Origin of the sequence: Streptococcus cristatus (genome assembly GCF_019685515.1) — a bacterium.
In the GTDB taxonomy this organism is placed as follows: Bacteria; Bacillota; Bacilli; order Lactobacillales; family Streptococcaceae; genus Streptococcus.
On sequence record NZ_JABFFN010000001.1, the window covers coordinates 1,482,415 to 1,498,115 of the forward strand.

At 35.5% G+C, this 15,701-nt stretch carries 23 protein-coding genes and 2 pseudogenes; 1 reads left to right on the forward strand and 24 read right to left on the reverse strand.

Annotated features, from left to right (window positions below; all coding sequences use genetic code 11):
- Positions 1 to 105: 105 nt before the first annotated feature.
- From trmB to FOA33_RS07350, 24 genes and pseudogenes are all read right to left on the reverse strand, one after another.
- Positions 106 to 741, reverse strand: a complete 636-nt coding sequence (trmB, locus tag FOA33_RS07235; protein WP_221161124.1) for a tRNA (guanosine(46)-N7)-methyltransferase TrmB — start codon at positions 739 to 741, stop codon at positions 106 to 108.
- Complete coding sequence (ccrZ, locus tag FOA33_RS07240) at positions 738 to 1,532, reverse strand: cell cycle regulator CcrZ (protein ID WP_221161125.1); 795 nt, start codon at positions 1,530 to 1,532, stop codon at positions 738 to 740. The genes trmB and ccrZ overlap by 4 nt, the downstream gene beginning before the upstream one ends.
- A gap of 162 nt (positions 1,533 to 1,694) precedes the next feature.
- A complete protein-coding gene (locus FOA33_RS07245) occupies positions 1,695 to 2,306 on the reverse strand; it encodes a CPBP family intramembrane glutamic endopeptidase (protein ID WP_221161126.1) in 612 nt (203 codons plus the stop codon).
- A gap of 30 nt (positions 2,307 to 2,336) precedes the next feature.
- Entirely contained in the window at positions 2,337 to 2,585 is a 249-nt protein-coding gene (gene blpZ, locus FOA33_RS07250; RefSeq protein WP_221161127.1) for an immunity protein BlpZ, read from the reverse strand.
- 41 nt (positions 2,586 to 2,626) lie between these two features.
- On the reverse strand, positions 2,627 to 3,316 hold the full coding sequence (locus tag FOA33_RS07255) for a CPBP family intramembrane glutamic endopeptidase (RefSeq protein WP_221161128.1): 690 nt from the start codon (positions 3,314 to 3,316) through the stop codon (positions 2,627 to 2,629).
- Between the two features lie 31 nt (positions 3,317 to 3,347).
- Complete coding sequence (locus tag FOA33_RS07260) at positions 3,348 to 3,569, reverse strand: bacteriocin class II family protein (protein WP_311043422.1); 222 nt, start codon at positions 3,567 to 3,569, stop codon at positions 3,348 to 3,350.
- Between the two features lie 367 nt (positions 3,570 to 3,936).
- A pseudogene (locus FOA33_RS07265) lies at positions 3,937 to 4,221 on the reverse strand (lysostaphin resistance A-like protein); the annotation flags it as partial.
- Between the two features lie 801 nt (positions 4,222 to 5,022).
- On the reverse strand, positions 5,023 to 5,145 hold the full coding sequence (locus FOA33_RS09360) for a hypothetical protein (RefSeq protein WP_398576408.1): 123 nt from the start codon (positions 5,143 to 5,145) through the stop codon (positions 5,023 to 5,025).
- Positions 5,146 to 5,193: 48 nt separating this feature from the next.
- Positions 5,194 to 5,271 carry a bacteriocin class II family protein gene (locus tag FOA33_RS09365; protein ID WP_158085807.1) on the reverse strand — a complete coding sequence of 26 codons (78 nt, stop codon included), beginning with the start codon at positions 5,269 to 5,271 and terminating at the stop codon, positions 5,194 to 5,196.
- Positions 5,272 to 5,514: 243 nt separating this feature from the next.
- Positions 5,515 to 5,718: a Blp family class II bacteriocin gene (locus FOA33_RS07275; protein WP_001099737.1), complete on the reverse strand. Its 204-nt coding sequence runs from the start codon at positions 5,716 to 5,718 to the stop codon at positions 5,515 to 5,517.
- Positions 5,719 to 5,733: 15 nt separating this feature from the next.
- Positions 5,734 to 5,988: a two-peptide bacteriocin subunit BlpM gene (blpM, locus tag FOA33_RS07280; RefSeq protein ID WP_000379951.1), complete on the reverse strand. Its 255-nt coding sequence runs from the start codon at positions 5,986 to 5,988 to the stop codon at positions 5,734 to 5,736.
- A gap of 250 nt (positions 5,989 to 6,238) precedes the next feature.
- Positions 6,239 to 7,276: a thioredoxin domain-containing protein gene (locus FOA33_RS07285; RefSeq protein WP_221161129.1), complete on the reverse strand. Its 1,038-nt coding sequence runs from the start codon at positions 7,274 to 7,276 to the stop codon at positions 6,239 to 6,241.
- 160 nt (positions 7,277 to 7,436) lie between these two features.
- Positions 7,437 to 7,841, reverse strand: a pseudogene (locus FOA33_RS09310) (immunity protein).
- A 29-nt stretch (positions 7,842 to 7,870) separates the two neighbouring features.
- Positions 7,871 to 8,092, reverse strand: a complete 222-nt coding sequence (locus tag FOA33_RS07295; protein ID WP_311043423.1) for a role in replication — start codon at positions 8,090 to 8,092, stop codon at positions 7,871 to 7,873.
- The gene (locus FOA33_RS09370) at positions 8,059 to 8,187 is read right to left on the reverse strand and encodes a Blp family class II bacteriocin (protein ID WP_221161130.1); all 129 of its coding nucleotides are present in this window, start codon (positions 8,185 to 8,187) and stop codon (positions 8,059 to 8,061) included. The genes FOA33_RS07295 and FOA33_RS09370 overlap by 34 nt, the downstream gene beginning before the upstream one ends.
- A gap of 93 nt (positions 8,188 to 8,280) precedes the next feature.
- A complete protein-coding gene (locus FOA33_RS07305) occupies positions 8,281 to 8,856 on the reverse strand; it encodes a CPBP family intramembrane glutamic endopeptidase (protein WP_221161131.1) in 576 nt (191 codons plus the stop codon).
- 1,136 nt (positions 8,857 to 9,992) lie between these two features.
- Entirely contained in the window at positions 9,993 to 10,193 is a 201-nt protein-coding gene (locus FOA33_RS07315) for a bacteriocin BlpI (protein WP_221161132.1), read from the reverse strand.
- A gap of 39 nt (positions 10,194 to 10,232) precedes the next feature.
- Positions 10,233 to 10,409, reverse strand: a complete 177-nt coding sequence (locus tag FOA33_RS07320) for a Blp family class II bacteriocin (RefSeq protein ID WP_221161133.1) — start codon at positions 10,407 to 10,409, stop codon at positions 10,233 to 10,235.
- A 186-nt stretch (positions 10,410 to 10,595) separates the two neighbouring features.
- Complete coding sequence (locus FOA33_RS07325) at positions 10,596 to 10,970, reverse strand: immunity protein (protein WP_221161293.1); 375 nt, start codon at positions 10,968 to 10,970, stop codon at positions 10,596 to 10,598.
- A gap of 58 nt (positions 10,971 to 11,028) precedes the next feature.
- Complete coding sequence (locus FOA33_RS07330) at positions 11,029 to 11,349, reverse strand: role in replication (RefSeq protein WP_221161134.1); 321 nt, start codon at positions 11,347 to 11,349, stop codon at positions 11,029 to 11,031.
- Positions 11,350 to 11,363: 14 nt separating this feature from the next.
- Positions 11,364 to 11,579 (reverse strand): bacteriocin class II family protein, encoded by a 216-nt coding sequence (locus FOA33_RS07335; protein ID WP_221161135.1) that lies wholly within the window; start codon positions 11,577 to 11,579, stop codon positions 11,364 to 11,366.
- 93 nt (positions 11,580 to 11,672) lie between these two features.
- On the reverse strand, positions 11,673 to 12,275 hold the full coding sequence (locus FOA33_RS07340) for a CPBP family intramembrane glutamic endopeptidase (RefSeq protein WP_221161136.1): 603 nt from the start codon (positions 12,273 to 12,275) through the stop codon (positions 11,673 to 11,675).
- A gap of 383 nt (positions 12,276 to 12,658) precedes the next feature.
- Positions 12,659 to 12,856, reverse strand: coding sequence for a hypothetical protein (locus FOA33_RS07345; protein WP_221161137.1), 198 nt, complete (start codon positions 12,854 to 12,856; stop codon positions 12,659 to 12,661).
- 216 nt (positions 12,857 to 13,072) lie between these two features.
- Positions 13,073 to 13,258 carry a hypothetical protein gene (locus FOA33_RS07350; RefSeq protein WP_221161138.1) on the reverse strand — a complete coding sequence of 62 codons (186 nt, stop codon included), beginning with the start codon at positions 13,256 to 13,258 and terminating at the stop codon, positions 13,073 to 13,075.
- A 280-nt stretch (positions 13,259 to 13,538) separates the two neighbouring features.
- Here FOA33_RS07350 and blpA point away from each other — a divergent pair, with 280 nt between their 5' ends.
- Positions 13,539 to 15,692, forward strand: a complete 2,154-nt coding sequence (gene blpA / locus FOA33_RS07355) for a peptide cleavage/export ABC transporter BlpA (protein ID WP_221161139.1) — start codon at positions 13,539 to 13,541, stop codon at positions 15,690 to 15,692.
- The last annotated feature ends 9 nt before the right edge of the window (positions 15,693 to 15,701 follow it).

Genomic DNA, 15,701 nt, shown 5'->3' on the forward strand with positions numbered 1-15,701 from the left:
AGATATTTCCCCGCCTCTCTTTCTCATATTCTTACTATCAGTATAGCACGTTTGTCAATTTATGTAAAGCATTAGCACTCAAACAGCTGGTTTTCAAGCTATTTCTTAAAATTTTGCTTCAACTCGGTAGATCACTTGACCTTTGCTGGAGAATTTTTGCTCATACTCTGTCATGACATTGCCTTCAAAATCACTGGCATGCAAGTCTAGCCAAACCCCGTTCAGTTTCATGCCATACTGAGAAAAACTCACCAAGCTGTACTCAAACAAGCCACGATTGTCTGTCTTGAAATGGATTTCCCCATTCTCAGGCAAGATGCGCTTGAAAGTATCCAAGAAACTCTTGTAAGTCAAACGACGTTTTTCATGGCGTTTTTTAGGCCAGGGATCTGAAAAGTTTAGGTAGAGACGATCAATCTCACCGTCTTCAAAGTAGTCAGTCAAATCTGAACCATCTACCCACAACAACTTGATATTAGGAACTCCAACTTCTAATACCTTATCCAAGGCATAACTTAATACCGACTTTTGAATATCAATCCCGATATAGTTGATGTCAGGGTTTTGTTTGGCCATTCCTGATACGAAGGCCCCTTTCCCACTTCCAACCTCAACATGAATAGGATGATCATTTCCAAACAAGTCTCGCCATTTCCCTTTAGCTTCCAAGGGATTGAGGATCACATACTGGGGATTAGCCTCTAGTAATTCTGTCGCCCCTTTACGATTTCTAACTCTCATCTCTTCTTTCCATACTTATCACGGAAGACGCGCAAGGCATAAATCTCCCGGTTTACATTGTCTAAATCTTGATTTTCACAGTATTTGGCAATCTGGTTCAAGTAAGAATACTGACCATACCAATACAATTTATCTAACACTGTCTGATTGTACTTATAGCCGTAGTCTCTCAACCATTGACGCCACTGATGATCTGGAATGTAGTGGCATAGCAAATGCGCCACATCAAACATACGATCTGTCAGACGAACCGAATCCCAATCCACTAGATAAACAAGACCACTCTCTGTCTCAATCCAATTACTATGGCGAAGATCCCCGTGCACAATCGTAGCATGATCTTCTCTAAAACCTGGAACCGTCTTACCTAGTTCCGCAATCACACTGTTCAAATAGTGATTCTGTTTCAAGATTTCTGGAACTCCTTGCTGCCAAGAACGTAGCAAATCAACTGGTGTTTCCATGGTATATCCCAAACGGCTCAACTGCTTCATCAAAGGACGCGAGCGGTGGAGACGGTTCAAGATATTGATAATCTGCTTGCGATTCATGTCGTAAGGGGTCAAGATTTTGCCCGTCAGCCATTCCTGAGCACACATATCACTGCCATCTGGCAAACGACGAGTCCATAGTAATTGAGGAGCGATTTGTTCTCTGGCTAGGCCAGGTAGGATTGGAGAGGTGTTCATTTTTACAAAGACGCGCTTCCCATCAGGGTAGCTTCCCATATAAGCTTTGCCGCTCTTCCCAGGGATAGGGGTCAGCGTTAGCTCATTATCACCCAAGTCCATTTCTTTCCTCCGTATAAAGTTTCCTTACTATTCTACTAGTTTTTGGTCTATTCGTCAACCGCTCCACACCTGATTCTCAAAGAAAAGCATCTCAATTGGCTCAAGCTATCATTATAGCTTAAAGAAGGCAAGCACCGTCTTCTGCTTACCTTTTCATGATTTTTAGAAATAAGTTAAAAGTGGCAAACTGTTGTAAAACATATGGACTAGAGTAGAAACCCATAAATTTTGGCTCTTTTTATAAGCAAAGCCCAGCAACAAGCTCCCAAGTAGATAATAGAAAAACGAAGGCACATCATAAAGTCCATGCATAAAAGAAAAGAGAGAGGAAGTCAGCACAAGCCCTAGCCAAGAATTTTCAAAAACCGCACCTTGAAGAATTCCTCTAAACATAAATTCCTCCTGGATAGGTGCCAAAACTGTGGCACTGACAATAAAGGAAAGCGAAAGTCCTTTACTCGTTTCCTCAAGGTGTTGAGCCGAGGCACCAGAAGCAACTGAGAAAAAAGCATGATAGCCTATATTTACCAGCATAGTGAGAAAAAAGATTCCAATAAAGAGCAAGAGTTGTTTCTTGCTTAAAATCCCAAAAGAAATCATATCAAACCATTTCGCATAGCCAAAACTAAGGAAAAGCAAGAGACTCTTTACAGCAATGAATGTGTACTGGTGTTGAAAATAATCTCCTTGATTGATGGAATAACCCGCTGCGCCAAGGATTGCAAATACTAAAAATCCAAAAAACAAGGCGTGGCACTTATTGAAAATGGCCATAAAGTTATCCTTCTCAACAAACAAACTTCCCTACAAGTCATCCTTGAGCTCTAGTCTTTCCAAAACAAACCATTTTAGTAACCAAAATCCGACAACATAGCCAGCCCCTAAGAATATAACTATGAAAGCTAGCATGGGATTTAGGAAATTAAAGACCACCGCAGACACAAAGGTTAGCACAAAAACATTAAAGGCAATGGTGTCAGAAGCCAAGACTAGAGTATAGGGTGTCAACCAGTCTAAGGTTTTGGAATCTAGGAAAAATAAGTGTTTATACATGATGACCTCCTCTATGACTGAAAAGCAAGCCTTTTGGTTTTTCACCCAAACACCCTATGTAAAAAAGTGAGCAAAAATGGTAAGGTCGCTACAATATTATTAATCACATGCACCGCATAGGATGGATAAATGCTCTTGGTATAGCGGGTCAAACCGGCAAAAATGATTCCAACTGTTGCAAAGACGAAGATATCTAACAGACTAGGCAGGCTTGAAAAATGAGGGAGAGCAAATAAAATAGAAGGAAGAAGCAAATCAAGACCAAACCGCGAATGCTTAAAGAAAGCGTGTTGCAGTAATCCTCTATAGATTAACTCTTCCATCAGTGGAACCAGAAAGAACAGGGCTATATAAATACCTAGCTCTGCAAAGTTAGTCCCACTATAACCAATCAATACGGCCCAACCTTCAGCAGTTGACTGAACATGTTTAGCTGTCTGAACGTTAAAAGAGATCTGGAGCACTACCACTAATACTGTCAAAATCGAATACCAAAGCCATTTTTTTCTCGGAATTCGAAAGAGACAGCCATGGCCTGTCTTAACCAGAATCCAAATCATGACTCCACTAAATAGCAAACTCAAGATATTTTGAATCCAGAAGATATTTCCTACCTGAGAAGAAAATTGCCAATAGTTTTGAATGATAAGGGTTAGCTGAGAAAGTCCAAATACGAAAAATAGGTAAGACAAGACTGCACTTATTTTGAAGAGAAGCTGATACTTTTTCATAGAAATTCTTCCTCATTTCTTATATTTCAGCCTATATTCCACATAAATGAAAACCTGCTCCTATATAACTAAGGTCACGATAACCACGCGGGCAGTACCCACTTACTGGGAAAGGACCTGAATTTTTTAATATAGAAGGGTAAGAACCAAATGGACTGTCCTGATAAGCATACTCTCTATAAATACCAGATACATCCCCACCCTCTATACAAGCAAGCATTTCAGTATCCATAATTTCAAATTGTTCCATCATTTTTGTATTCGTGACAAGTACTCCTTTTTTTATTTTTAATTTTTTGTCCTGTTGCAACTTTGACAAGTTTAGTATATCACTGTTTATTATATTTTTTCATCCAAATCTTGAATTGTCATCGAAACATCTTGAATTACTCAAAGAGCACAATCTTCCCAATCAACTAATAAGAAGAGACTGGGACAAAAAGATTTTGATTTTAGGAATTCTATATTATAAATTTTTAAAATCGATAGATTAGACAAAAAAGCGAACAAGACAGAATTCTGAGTGTTAGATAACTGATTTTGTTCGCTTTTTATATTTAAGATTAGACTTTTGTCCCAGTCTCTTCTTAGAATCGATAATTATTTTTACTCCACTATTTTTAGCTAAATATCCTGTGTAAAAAAGTCAGCAAAAATGGTGATGTCGCGACAATATTATTGATAACATGCACCGCATAAGATGGATAAATGCTCTTGGTATAGCGGGTCAAACCGGCAAGGATGATTCCAAATGCTGCAAAGACGGAAATATCTAACAAACTAGGTAGGCTTGAAAAATGAGGAAGTGCAAATAAAATGGAAGGAAGGAGCAAATCAAGGCCAAATCGCGAATGTTTAAAAAAGGCGTGTTGAAGTAATCCTCTATAGATTAACTCTTCCATCAGTATACCTATTTGTGCTTTAGAGTGTGAAGCCACTTTATCCTCTAAACGTGTCTTACTATAACATTCCTGTTCTTTAAGCCACGATTTCGCTATGCCTTCTTCTCCCCGCTACCTCACGATAGTCATGCTTGAGAATCGCTATTGAATTCATCGGTAGCGGGTGCACACGGAGGACTTACACATCAAATACACGACATGCCCGTCGTACTCAAAAAAGAAAGGACGAAATTCGTCCTTTCTCGATCTTAGCTTTTCTTCAACTCACTACAGTTGACAATGAGCCAAAGGATAGTTAATAACCTATTGAAGTGTCAAATGTTGCTAACTCCATTTATCTTCAAATTTAAATAGACACATTATCGGAGTTATCAGTAAGAAAAAATCTAACCAATTCAGATAATTCATAATATAGGATATAATACCAGCCATAACGAAAAGGTACAAAGCCGTACGATATCCTCTCTTTGGGTTTTTATCAGCCTTGGTGTTAAAAATAATGTACACACAACAAATTGCAATGAGTATAAGCTGAATCATAGTTTCATTTAACATATTAATACCCATTCCTTTTTTAAACTATTTTGGGGGTCTCAATCCAAAAGCTATAATGCCACCTACTATAGCGCCCCCTGTTGCGCAAATCAAGTAAGCTTGAGGGCCTCCAGCGATACAAGATTGTCCTGCCTGAAATGCACCCGACAAGGCTCCTACAACTACATCTCCTCCCAATCTACCTCCAGAAATATTAGTTAATTCTTGATTATCTACTATTTTGTAATTAAACATAATTTCTACTCCCTTCTATGGCCAAATATTATCAGCAATTGCAGTAAAAGTACCACTAAGTTTAGCTCCAGCCCAAGCACAGCCAGCAGTCATAGCCCATGCGGAACCACTAGTAAGGAGCCCTCCTACCGTACACATAGCAACTCCGATACCTGCTCCATAGACAGTTCCTTTTCCTACTGTTCCTCAATCAGTTCCTCCCTCAATGCTAGCCAGCATATCAGTATCCATAATCTTAAATTGTTCCATCATTTTTGTATTCATATCGTATATAACTTTTCAGTTACGGAACAAGTTTAATATAAAAATTATCAAAAAAACATAGGCAATGAAGAGAAAAAATAATTTATCATAGATTAGAAATAATATGACAAAACAATTCAATGATGTTAATTCAATAGTCTTTTGTTTTTTATCAGAGGTACTTATAGATAGATAAATAAGATATGTTTGGAAAGCGAAGAGAATTATATAGAATACAGCTTTCATAAAATATATCTTCCATTTTTATGATGTAGCACTATAGGCTAAATATCCACAAATCAATGCTCCTCCAATTCCTCCTATTGCAGCGCCCCATGGTCCTAGAAACTTCCCATATTTCACTCCACCCGCTGCACAACCTAAAGCAGCAACTACAGCCGCTCCTCCGGAATTACCTCCATAAATCTCACTTAGCATTGTTTCATCTACATTATAATAAGTATTCATACAAATCTCCTTTTATCAAAATCCACCCGTTGCACCTGTTACTCCTGCCCAAAGAGCCACACCAAATTTAGCTCCTATGTATCCACATGCTCCCATAAATGGCGCTCCAACACCACTCGCAGCACAAATGGCTGTTCCTAAGCCCCAGCCACCAAAAGCTGCACCACCACCTTCTAAGACATTAGTTTGCCAATTATTCTTGCCTCCTTCAATACTGGATAACATAGTTATATCCATTTCATGAAATTGTCCTATCATTTTTGTATCCATAACGAATACCTCCATTTTAATCTTAATTTTAATTTTTGTCTTGTTGCAACTTTGACAAGTTTAGTATATCATCGTTTATTAATTTTTTTCATCCAAATCTTGAATTGCCATCGAAACGTCTTGAATTGTTAAAAAATTTAAAAAGCAAGCATTAAAAACATGCTTGCCCTTTCACTCTTGTCTATAGGCAAATTCTAGCCATATGTTATTACAAACAAATAATATCATTGCACCTGTTTACCATCTATTTTTATTTATGAATTTTTTGTTTCACTTTAATCATTATAGAAGCCATAAGAAACGCGACAGCTAGCCGAATCAGTTGGTAACTTTCTTCCTCTCCTGTTTTCGGTAATAATTTTTCATTCGAAGTAATAGATTGGCTTACATAATCAGGCCCCTCAACATCGGTTAAAGGAGTTTTATTTTCCTGAGCAGCATCAAAAATAGGTTTGAGAGTTTCCAATTGATTCTTATTGTCTAACATTGCTAAATCGCCAGATTGAGTAGTTTTAGCTTTGGAAGTTGAGTTTATACTCTCCACTTTCCCACTATTTTCACTATTAGAATTGGGATTATCATTGGATATTTTCATTTCGGTTCTTTTTTCATCACTCATACCTTTACTTTCACTTACAACTTTATCACTAGTACTCATGCTGTCATTTCTGGTTTTCTCATCATGTACATTTTCAGTTACTGTTTCCTCGGACGATGCTATTGTTTCCGTTTGCTTAGGTGAGTTTCTCGAGTACATATGATCATAAACCTGTTGTGCAGTCGCTCCCCCACCAACCCATCCAGATATCGGACGTCCATTTCTTAAATACAAAATTGTTGGTGTTCCTGGAATACCGACTTTTTTAAATAGAAACTCTCTCGCTTCCCCATCAAAATCCTTACCATCCAAATCATAATACTCTAACTTTTTTTCAATCAAGTTATTAAATTCTTTCAATTCAGGAGAAAATTGACGACAATGAGAGCATGTTTTTCTACCAAAATATATAGTATGTTCCAATTGGTCCCCGGTAAAAGATTGACGAACGGCTTCAATATCTATCTTTTTAAAGTTCTCAACATTCTGTTCATACTCTTCTGGGGTTACAATAGAAGGTTTATTCTCCACCTTTTCCTTAGTCGATGGCAAATCTGGTGCCACAAGAGAACTATCATTAGTCTGTATAGAGGAAGAAGTAGTCTGCTCTTCTGCATATACAACACCCGTAGTAATAGATGCAAATACAAGTGGCACAAGTAATAGCGATTTTATATTTTGTTTCTTCATAAGAATACTCCTTTACATTTGTTATCTTTATCTTACCTTATTTAAGATTACAAATTCATCTAAATCTTAAATGGTCATCAAAACGTCTTGAATTGCAAAAACTTTATTATAAAAGGGTAAGTATTTCAAAAAAACTGACCCCTTTATACTTCATTAAGCTCTACTTTTTATAATACTTCAACCCCCAAACGAGCAGAAGCGTGATAATAAAGCATAGAATAGCTCCAATATAGGCGATTAGTTGTTGATAGGATTCTACTGCTGTGATACCTCTATACAAACAGATAATAGTCATAAAACATGTCAATCCTACGAACATTAGTTGATTGGCTCTAGGACTTATCAAACCATCATCTTCAAATTTTTTCACTCTCATTTACCTAGTGAGATAAACAACAGCCAAAATAGAAGTCAAGTTGATAACCACTAAAATAAATTGGTAGACTAAGGAAAAATTTAAAAATTGACGAGAGAGAAATAGATAAGTAGAGACAAGTAAGGGCAACTGACCTAGGAACAATCTCACTAAGAATACTTTGCGTTTTGTTGCAAATATTTTTTCCATACCTAAACTCCATTACAATTAAATGATATCTAATCATTTTCTAAAATTTGATAACTTTTGTGAAGTGTTTTGGAAGAAACAACTCTATGATTGGTGATATCTAGATAATCACCTGTACAACCAAGAACATATTTCCCATAACCAGCGAATCCTCCTACAACTGTTCCAATCAGACTAAACTTGATATTAGTTGCAAGAAAAGTATTAAGAGCCACCATTAGAATGCGCACATGATTATCCAACCAAACCATATAATTTTTTGAAAAGCTACCTCTTTCCAACCTCCGAAACCTCCTTCAACTTTCGCAAGCATTTCATTATCCATAATCTCAAATTGTGACATCATTTAATATTGTTAACCTAAACAGTAATAGTATCCATTTCCCTATTTTTTAAGATTTTTTGTCCAATATTATGTCATATTGGTTACTTACATTTACTACAAGAATGATAAACAGTTATAACAGATATGAACTAAAATAGCCACCGATAGATTTTGACTCTTTTTATAAGCAAAGCCCAGCATGAAACCTCCAAATAGATAATAAATAAACGAAGGAAAATCATAAGGTGCATGCAGGAAAGAGAAGAGAGAGGCAGTCAGTACAAGACCCAACCAAGAATTTTCAAAAACCGCACCTTGAAGGATTCCTCTGAAAACAAATTCCTCCAGAATAGGCCCAAAAACTGTCGCGCTTGCAATAAAGGATAAGGAAATTCCTGTACTAGAAGCCTCAAGGTGTTGATATCCTGCACCAGAAGAAACTGTAAAAAAATTATGATAACCTATATTTACTAGCACGCAAAGAAGAAAGCTTCCAATAAAAAGTAGAACTTCTTTTTTCGTTAATCTTCTTAGCGAAACCATATCAAACCATTTCGCATAGGCAACACTCAGTGAAATCAAGAAAGTCTTTGCGATAATAAATATGTGCTCGTTTTGAAAAAAATCTCCTTGATTGATGGTGTAACCTACTGTAGTAACTATTATAAAGATTAAAAATCCAACAAACACGGCATGACATTTATTAAACAGGTTTGAGTTCTACGCTTAAATAAGCTTCAATTTCTCCTCGCTCAGCTTCAGATAAGTACTTGTATGATTGATTTGTGGTAGAATAGTTTGTGGACATGTTCTTCTCCCTTTATACTGTTTTTCGCAACTCTAGTATATCAGATGAACATGTCTTTTGTGTTGCACTTCATTTTACAACAGAGCGAATATATTTAATTGTAAAAGTACCAATTATGATATTTTTCGCTCTGCAGAATAGAAACATCATTTGCTTTCAAAATAATGATTAACACAATCATATTTATTTGTTACAAAGATTTCTTTAACTACCTCCTCTCTCAGGTTACATAAGCATTTTATTCGGGTGTCCTATATTTTATGAGCAATAGCCACCATTTATATTTTCATACTACCATCCTATCAAACAAATAATCAAAACAGACAATTCTACTTTCAATTGTGTAGCCTTTCGCTCCTCTTCCATTATAGAATCATCCTGACTACTATAGGATTGACTGACTTCTCATGATTAGTTGTTACTATGCTTTCAGCTATCATCAGAATCTCACCTCAATATATAAGTTGTACCTCTTTCCTCATTACTATCGACCTATTTGAACTTTAGAATTCAGAAATCCCTCATCTACTATCCCTTCCTCTTCCTACTACCTCATGATTATCCTGCTTACAAGTAACTGTTTAGCCCACCAGTAGCAGGTGCTCACGGAGAACTTACACCTCAGATGAGATACTTGACCTGCTCGTCGTACCCAAATAATTAGGCTAGTCAAAAACTCATTTTTAGGAAAAATAATGCGAATCTCACTACAATAAAACGCATAATATCAAGGTTGTTCAATGCCTGATAATATGCGTTTTTCTGATTTTAAAGACTTTTCCCAGCCTCTTTGATTATTATATTGTACAAATTAGTTAAATTAAGATTATGAAATTAAACTAATTTGAAATGATTTTAACATCTTTTATACTCTCTAAAAACACCTCTGTAATACATCATAATACCTAATACAGCAATAAATTTATGAATAATAGTATTTGATCCGAATAAAATGTTTAGGACCATAGTCGTCATTATAAAACTAATTGCAAATATAAAATAACGCTTCATTTATACCTCAACTAACTGTATCGTAGCAAAAAGCTCCAGTTCCCCCAAGAAATCCTACAATAGCTCCACCAGGTCCAAAACCAGCACCACCTAAAATAGTAGAACCAAGTGTACCAATAATACATCGTGCAGCATCTAAACCACCATTAATGATAGTTAGTTCGCTCGTATCAACTGTATCAAATTTTTCTAAAATATCAAATGTCATAATTATAATTCCTTAAAATTTTGTTTTAGCTAAAAATTATTACATGCAAAAACTTGCATATCCTACTAGCACTCCTCCAAGTGCTCCCCAAGGTCCTGCTGCAGCACCAAGACTTCCTATACCAACTACACCTTCAAAGCATGAAACTCCACCTTCAATATTGGATAGCATTACTTCATCCATTACTTCAAATTGTTCCATCATTTTTAGATTCATGACAAATACTCCTTTTTTATTTTTAATTTTTATCTTGTTGCAACTTTGACAAGCTTAGTATATCATTGTTTTTTAAAATTTTTCACCCGAATCTTGAATTGTCATCGAAACGTCTTGAATTGCAAAAACTTTATTATAAAAGGTAAGTATTTCGAAAACACTTACCCTTTTATACTTCATTAACCTCTACTTTTTATAATACTTCAACCCCCAAATGAGCAGAAGCATGATGATTAAGCAGAGAACAGCGCCAATATAGGCAATTAATTGCTGATAGAATTCTGCTACTGTGATACCTCTATACAAACAAATAATAGACATAAAATCTGTCAAACCAATGAACATAAGTTGATTAGTTCTAGGGCTAACAAAATTATCATCTTCAAACTCTCTCACTCTCATTTCCCTAGTGAGATAAACAGTAACCAAAATAGAAGCCAAGTTAATAACCACTAAAAGAAATTGGAAAACCACGGAAAAATTTAAAAACTGACGAGATAGAAATAGATAAGTAGAGACAAGTAAGGGCAACTGACCTAGGAACAATCTCGCAAGAAAGATGGTCCGTTTTTTTTAAAATATTTTTTTCATTGCTTTCTCTATTACAATTAAATGATATCTAATCATTTTCTAAAATTTGATAACTTTTGTGAAATGTTTTAGCAGAAACAACTCTATGATTGGTGATATCTATATAATCACCTGGATAACCAAGAACATACATTCCATAACCAGCGAATCCTCCTCCAACTGTTCCAACTAGACCAAACTTGATATTCGTTGCGAGAGAAGTGTTGAGACCTGCCATTAGAATGCGCACATGATTATCCAACCAAACCATATAATTTTTTTGAAAAGCTTCCTCTACCCAACTTGGTTTAGGAGTTGCTTGACCAATTTCCCAAACATCAACAATTTGATTCCCATATCTTGCCTTCATAGCTTCAATCCTTTTTAAATACCATTACATGAGTTTGGAGTTCCCCCTATACCATATGGACCACATGGTTTTGAAAAATGTATAATAGGCCACTTACCATTTAATTGATCCAAAGTTGGAGAAGGTGCTAGCCCACCCAATAAACCAGAAATCATATCTCCCCAACCTCCGAAACCTCCTTCAACTTTCGCAAGCATTTCATTATCCATAATCTCAAATTGTGACATCATTTAATATTGTTAACCTAAACAGTAATAGTATCCATTTCCCTATTTTTTAAGATTTTTTGTCCAATATTATGTCATATTGGTTACTTACATTTACTACAAGAATGATAAACAGTTATAACAGATATGAACTAAAATAGCCACCGATAGATTTTGACTCTTTTTATAAGCAAAGCCCAGCATGAAACCTCCAAATAGATAATAAATAAAAGAAGGAAAATCATAAGGTGCATGCAGGAAAGAGAAGAGAGAGGCAGTCAGTATAAGACCCAACCAAGAATTTTCAAAAACCGCACCTTGAAGGATTCCTCTGAAAACAAATTCCTCCATAATAGGCCCAAAAACTGTCGCGCTTGCAATAAAGGATAAGGAAATTCCTGTACTAGCATCCTCAAGGTGTTGATATCCTGCACCAGAAGAAACTGTAAAAAAATTATGATAACCTATATTTACTAGCACGCAAAGAAGAAAGCTTCCAATAAAAAGTAGAACTTCTTTTTTCGTTAATCTTCTTAGCGAAACCATATCAAACCATTTCGCATAGGCAAAACTCAGTGAAATCAAGAAAGTATTTGCGATAATAAATATGTGCTCGTTTTGAAAAAAATCTCCTTGATTGATGGTATAACCTACTGTAGTAACTATTATAAAGGCTAAAAATCCAACAAACACGGCATGACATTTATTAAAAATGGTCATAAATACATCCTCTCTCTAATCGAAGTAACTAAAAACTTAAATTTCAAAAAATTTTTTCTCTATAAATACATTTTACTGATATTCCAAACGTAGACAATCTAAATTTTTGTGAATTTCTGCAAGAAAATTGGAATTTTTCAAATCATTACGAGCAAAGTTTGAAACTAACAAACTCCTCCACTTACTATAAAGCACCAGAAACCGGCTAATTTCAATACTTAGGATATTTGAGACTATATGATCGAATCTAAGTTTAGAATTTCCTTCTTTTCTAGAGTAGTTCCTCAGATAACTTTACCTATCGTTCGAATTTACCTAAACACAGTATAATAAGACTTTTTCTTTAACCTGAGGTGTTTTCAACTATCTAGTTTTATAAAAATTTAACATTGTGGTAAAACTTTTCCTGGATACGCAGGTGGATAGTTTTCACATAAAGGGAGATTCCCTCCTTTTCCCGGGTGAGTTAAAGCATATTCAATATATCTCCACCAAGTGTCAGGGTGAAATATTGAACCATATCCATCACCACCATAAATTAATTCTAGTTCCGATAATTCCATAATAGTAATTTTTTCCATTCTATTTTCCTACTTTCTACATGGTAAAACAGGTGCCGGATAAGCAGGACCATATTCATAACACATTGGAAGAGTAACCGAATTCGGATGACGATGGGCTAAATATCTTCCTATTTTTCTCCCCATCCATAATAGTCTCTCAAATCTCCTCCTTGTATTCTTTCTAAATTTGAATCTGTTAATACCTTTATATATTTCATTGTTTTACTCCTTATTCTATGGCATCTTAATACAATACCAGTGGTTTCCATTATCAATCATACATTTCTCATCAGTATAACCAGCTAATATCCCATAAGCAAAAGCTCCTGCTGGACCAAGCCACCAAGCAATTCCGCCTTCTATATCAGAAAGTGTATCCTCATCAAGAATTTTTAAGGATACAGAAGATTGTAAAATCACAATAAATACCTCCATATAGTTTAGTACTTTGTCTTGTTGCAACTTTGACAAGTTTAGTATAACATTGTTTTTTTTAATTTCTCACCCAAATCTTGAATTGTCATCGAAACGTCTTGAATTAGCTTTTTATTTGAAACCACCTCTAAATTTTTTAAAAAAAGATAATTTCTAATCACTTTTTTACCATTCAGGAAGTTTCAATGACAATTCAAGATTTTATAAAATATGAACTTAGTATCATGGTATAATAAATTCATATTTTATATGAAAGGATTTGCCAATGACTTCTTATAAACGTACATTTGTTCCTCAAATAGATGCTAGAGACTGTGGTGTCGCTGCCTTAGCCTCGATTGCCAAATTCTATGGTTCAGATTTTTCTCTAGCTCACTTGAGAGAACTTGCAAAGACCAACAAAGAAGGGACGACTGCTCTTGGCATTGTAAAAGCCGCAAATGAAATGGGTTTTGAAACAAGACCTGTTCAAGCAGATAAAACTCTCTTTGACATGAGTGATGTCCCCTATCCATTTATTGTTCACGTTAACAAAGAAGGAAAACTCCAACATTACTATGTTGTCTATCAAACAAAGAAAGACTATCTGATTATTGGTGATCCTGATCCTTCTGTAAAAATCACCAAAATGTCAAAAGAACGCTTTTTCTCTGAATGGACTGGAGTAGCTATTTTTCTAGCTCCCAAACCCAGCTATCAACCCCATAAAGATAAAAAGAATGGTCTACTGAGCTTCCTACCTCTGATTTTCAAACAAAAATCTCTCATTGCTTACATTGTTCTCTCAAGCTTATTAGTCACTATTATCAATATCGGTGGTTCTTATTATCTCCAAGGAATCTTAGATGAATACATCCCAAATCAGATGAAATCAACTTTAGGAATTATCTCAATTGGTCTAATTATCACCTATATCCTCCAACAAGCCATGAGCTTCTCCAGAGATTATCTCCTAACTGTTCTGAGTCAGAGATTAAGTATTGATGTGATTTTGGCCTATATTCGCCATATCTTTGAACTTCCTATGTCTTTCTTTACGACACGTCGTACAGGGGAAATCATTTCACGGTTCACAGATGCTAACTCTATTATAGATGCCTTGGCTTCTACCATTCTCTCTCTTTTTCTTGATGTTTCCATTCTGATTCTTGTAGGAGGTGTCTTACTGGCACAAAACCCTAATCTCTTCCTTCTTTCTCTTATTTCCATTCCTATATACATGTTCATCATCTTTTCTTTTATGAAGCCTTTTGAAAAAATGAACCATGATGTCATGCAAAGTAATTCTATGGTTAGTTCTGCCATTATCGAAGATATCAACGGGATTGAAACTATAAAGTCGCTCACGAGTGAAGAAAATCGCTATCAAAATATAGACAGTGAATTTGTAGATTATTTGGAAAAATCCTTTAAACTTACTAAATATTCTATTTTACAAACTAATTTAAAACAAGGAACAAAGTTAGTTCTTAATATACTCATCCTATGGTTTGGGGCTCAATTAGTTATGTCTAGTAAAATTTCTATCGGTCAGCTGATTACCTTTAACACACTTCTTTCTTACTTTACAACTCCTATGGAAAATATTATCAACCTCCAAACCAAACTCCAATCTGCGAAGGTCGCTAATAACCGTTTGAACGAAGTCTATCTAGTTGAATCTGAGTTTCAAGTTCAAGAAAGCTCTGTTCATTCACATTTTTTGATGGGCGATATTGAATTTGATGATCTTTCTTATAAGTATGGTTTTGGGCGAGATACCTTAACGGATATTAATCTCACGATTAAACAAGGAGATAAGGTTAGCCTAGTTGGAGTTAGTGGTTCTGGTAAAACAACTTTAGCCAAAATGATTGTCAATTTCTTTGAACCTTACAAAGGACATATTTCCATCAATCATCAGGATATTAAAAACATTGATAAAAAAATCTTGCGACGTCATATTAATTACCTGCCCCAACAAGCCTATATCTTTAATGGATCTATCTTGGAAAACTTAACATTGGGCGGTAATAATATGATTAGCCAAGAAGATATTCTAAAAGCTTGTGAATTAGCTGAAATCCGTCAAGACATTGAAAGAATGCCTATGGGCTATCAAACTCAGCTCTCTGATGGAGCTGGTTTATCAGGAGGACAAAAGCAACGAATCGCTCTCGCTCGTGCTCTCCTAACTAAAGCTCCTGTTTTAATACTAGATGAAGCTACTAGCGGTCTTGATGTCTTGACCGAGAAAAAGGTTATAGATAATCTTATGTCTCTAACTGATAAAACCATTCTTTTTGTAGCCCATCGTCTCAGTATAGCCGAACGAACCAACCGTGTCATTGTTCTTGACCAGGGTAAAATCATTGAAGTTGGGAGTCATAAAGAGTTAATACAGGCGCAAGGCTTCTACCATCATCTGTTCAATAAATAAGGAGAATGT

Excerpts from the sequence above, each read along its gene's own strand:
- FOA33_RS07345 (WP_221161137.1), bottom strand. The coding sequence starts at position 12,856 with ATGGAAAAAATTACTATTATGGAATTATCGGAACTAGAATTAATTTAT.
- FOA33_RS09360 (WP_398576408.1), bottom strand. The coding sequence starts at position 5,145 with ATGTGTACGGTAGGAGGGCTCCTTACTAGTGGTTCCGCATGGGCTATG.
- FOA33_RS07275 (WP_001099737.1), bottom strand. The coding sequence starts at position 5,718 with ATGAATACTTATTATAATGTAGATGAAACAATGCTAAGTGAGATTTAT.
- blpM (WP_000379951.1), bottom strand. The coding sequence starts at position 5,988 with ATGGATACAAAAATGATAGGACAATTTCATGAAATGGATATAACTATG.
- FOA33_RS07330 (WP_221161134.1), bottom strand. The coding sequence starts at position 11,349 with ATGAAGGCAAGATATGGGAATCAAATTGTTGATGTTTGGGAAATTGGT.
- trmB (WP_221161124.1), bottom strand. The coding sequence starts at position 741 with ATGAGAGTTAGAAATCGTAAAGGGGCGACAGAATTACTAGAGGCTAAT.
- FOA33_RS09365 (WP_158085807.1), bottom strand. The coding sequence starts at position 5,271 with ATGAATACAAAAATGATGGAACAATTTAAGATTATGGATACTGATATG.
- FOA33_RS07295 (WP_311043423.1), bottom strand. The coding sequence starts at position 8,092 with ATGGTTTGGTTGGATAATCATGTGCGCATTCTAATGGTGGCTCTTAAT.
- FOA33_RS07335 (WP_221161135.1), bottom strand. The coding sequence starts at position 11,579 with ATGATGTCACAATTTGAGATTATGGATAATGAAATGCTTGCGAAAGTT.
- FOA33_RS07255 (WP_221161128.1), bottom strand. The coding sequence starts at position 3,316 with ATGAAAAAGTATCAGCTTCTCTTCAAAATAAGTGCAGTCTTGTCTTAC.
- FOA33_RS07260 (WP_311043422.1), bottom strand. The coding sequence starts at position 3,569 with ATGATGGAACAATTTGAAATTATGGATACTGAAATGCTTGCTTGTATA.
- FOA33_RS09370 (WP_221161130.1), bottom strand. The coding sequence starts at position 8,187 with ATGATGTCACAATTTGAGATTATGGATAATGAAATGCTTGCGAAAGTT.
- FOA33_RS07340 (WP_221161136.1), bottom strand. The coding sequence starts at position 12,275 with ATGACCATTTTTAATAAATGTCATGCCGTGTTTGTTGGATTTTTAGCC.
- FOA33_RS07285 (WP_221161129.1), bottom strand. The coding sequence starts at position 7,276 with ATGAAGAAACAAAATATAAAATCGCTATTACTTGTGCCACTTGTATTT.
- blpA (WP_221161139.1), top strand. The coding sequence starts at position 13,539 with ATGACTTCTTATAAACGTACATTTGTTCCTCAAATAGATGCTAGAGAC.
- ccrZ (WP_221161125.1), bottom strand. The coding sequence starts at position 1,532 with ATGGACTTGGGTGATAATGAGCTAACGCTGACCCCTATCCCTGGGAAG.
- FOA33_RS07315 (WP_221161132.1), bottom strand. The coding sequence starts at position 10,193 with ATGACATTTGATATTTTAGAAAAATTTGATACAGTTGATACGAGCGAA.
- blpZ (WP_221161127.1), bottom strand. The coding sequence starts at position 2,585 with ATGTATAAACACTTATTTTTCCTAGATTCCAAAACCTTAGACTGGTTG.
- FOA33_RS07320 (WP_221161133.1), bottom strand. The coding sequence starts at position 10,409 with ATGAATCTAAAAATGATGGAACAATTTGAAGTAATGGATGAAGTAATG.
- FOA33_RS07245 (WP_221161126.1), bottom strand. The coding sequence starts at position 2,306 with ATGGCCATTTTCAATAAGTGCCACGCCTTGTTTTTTGGATTTTTAGTA.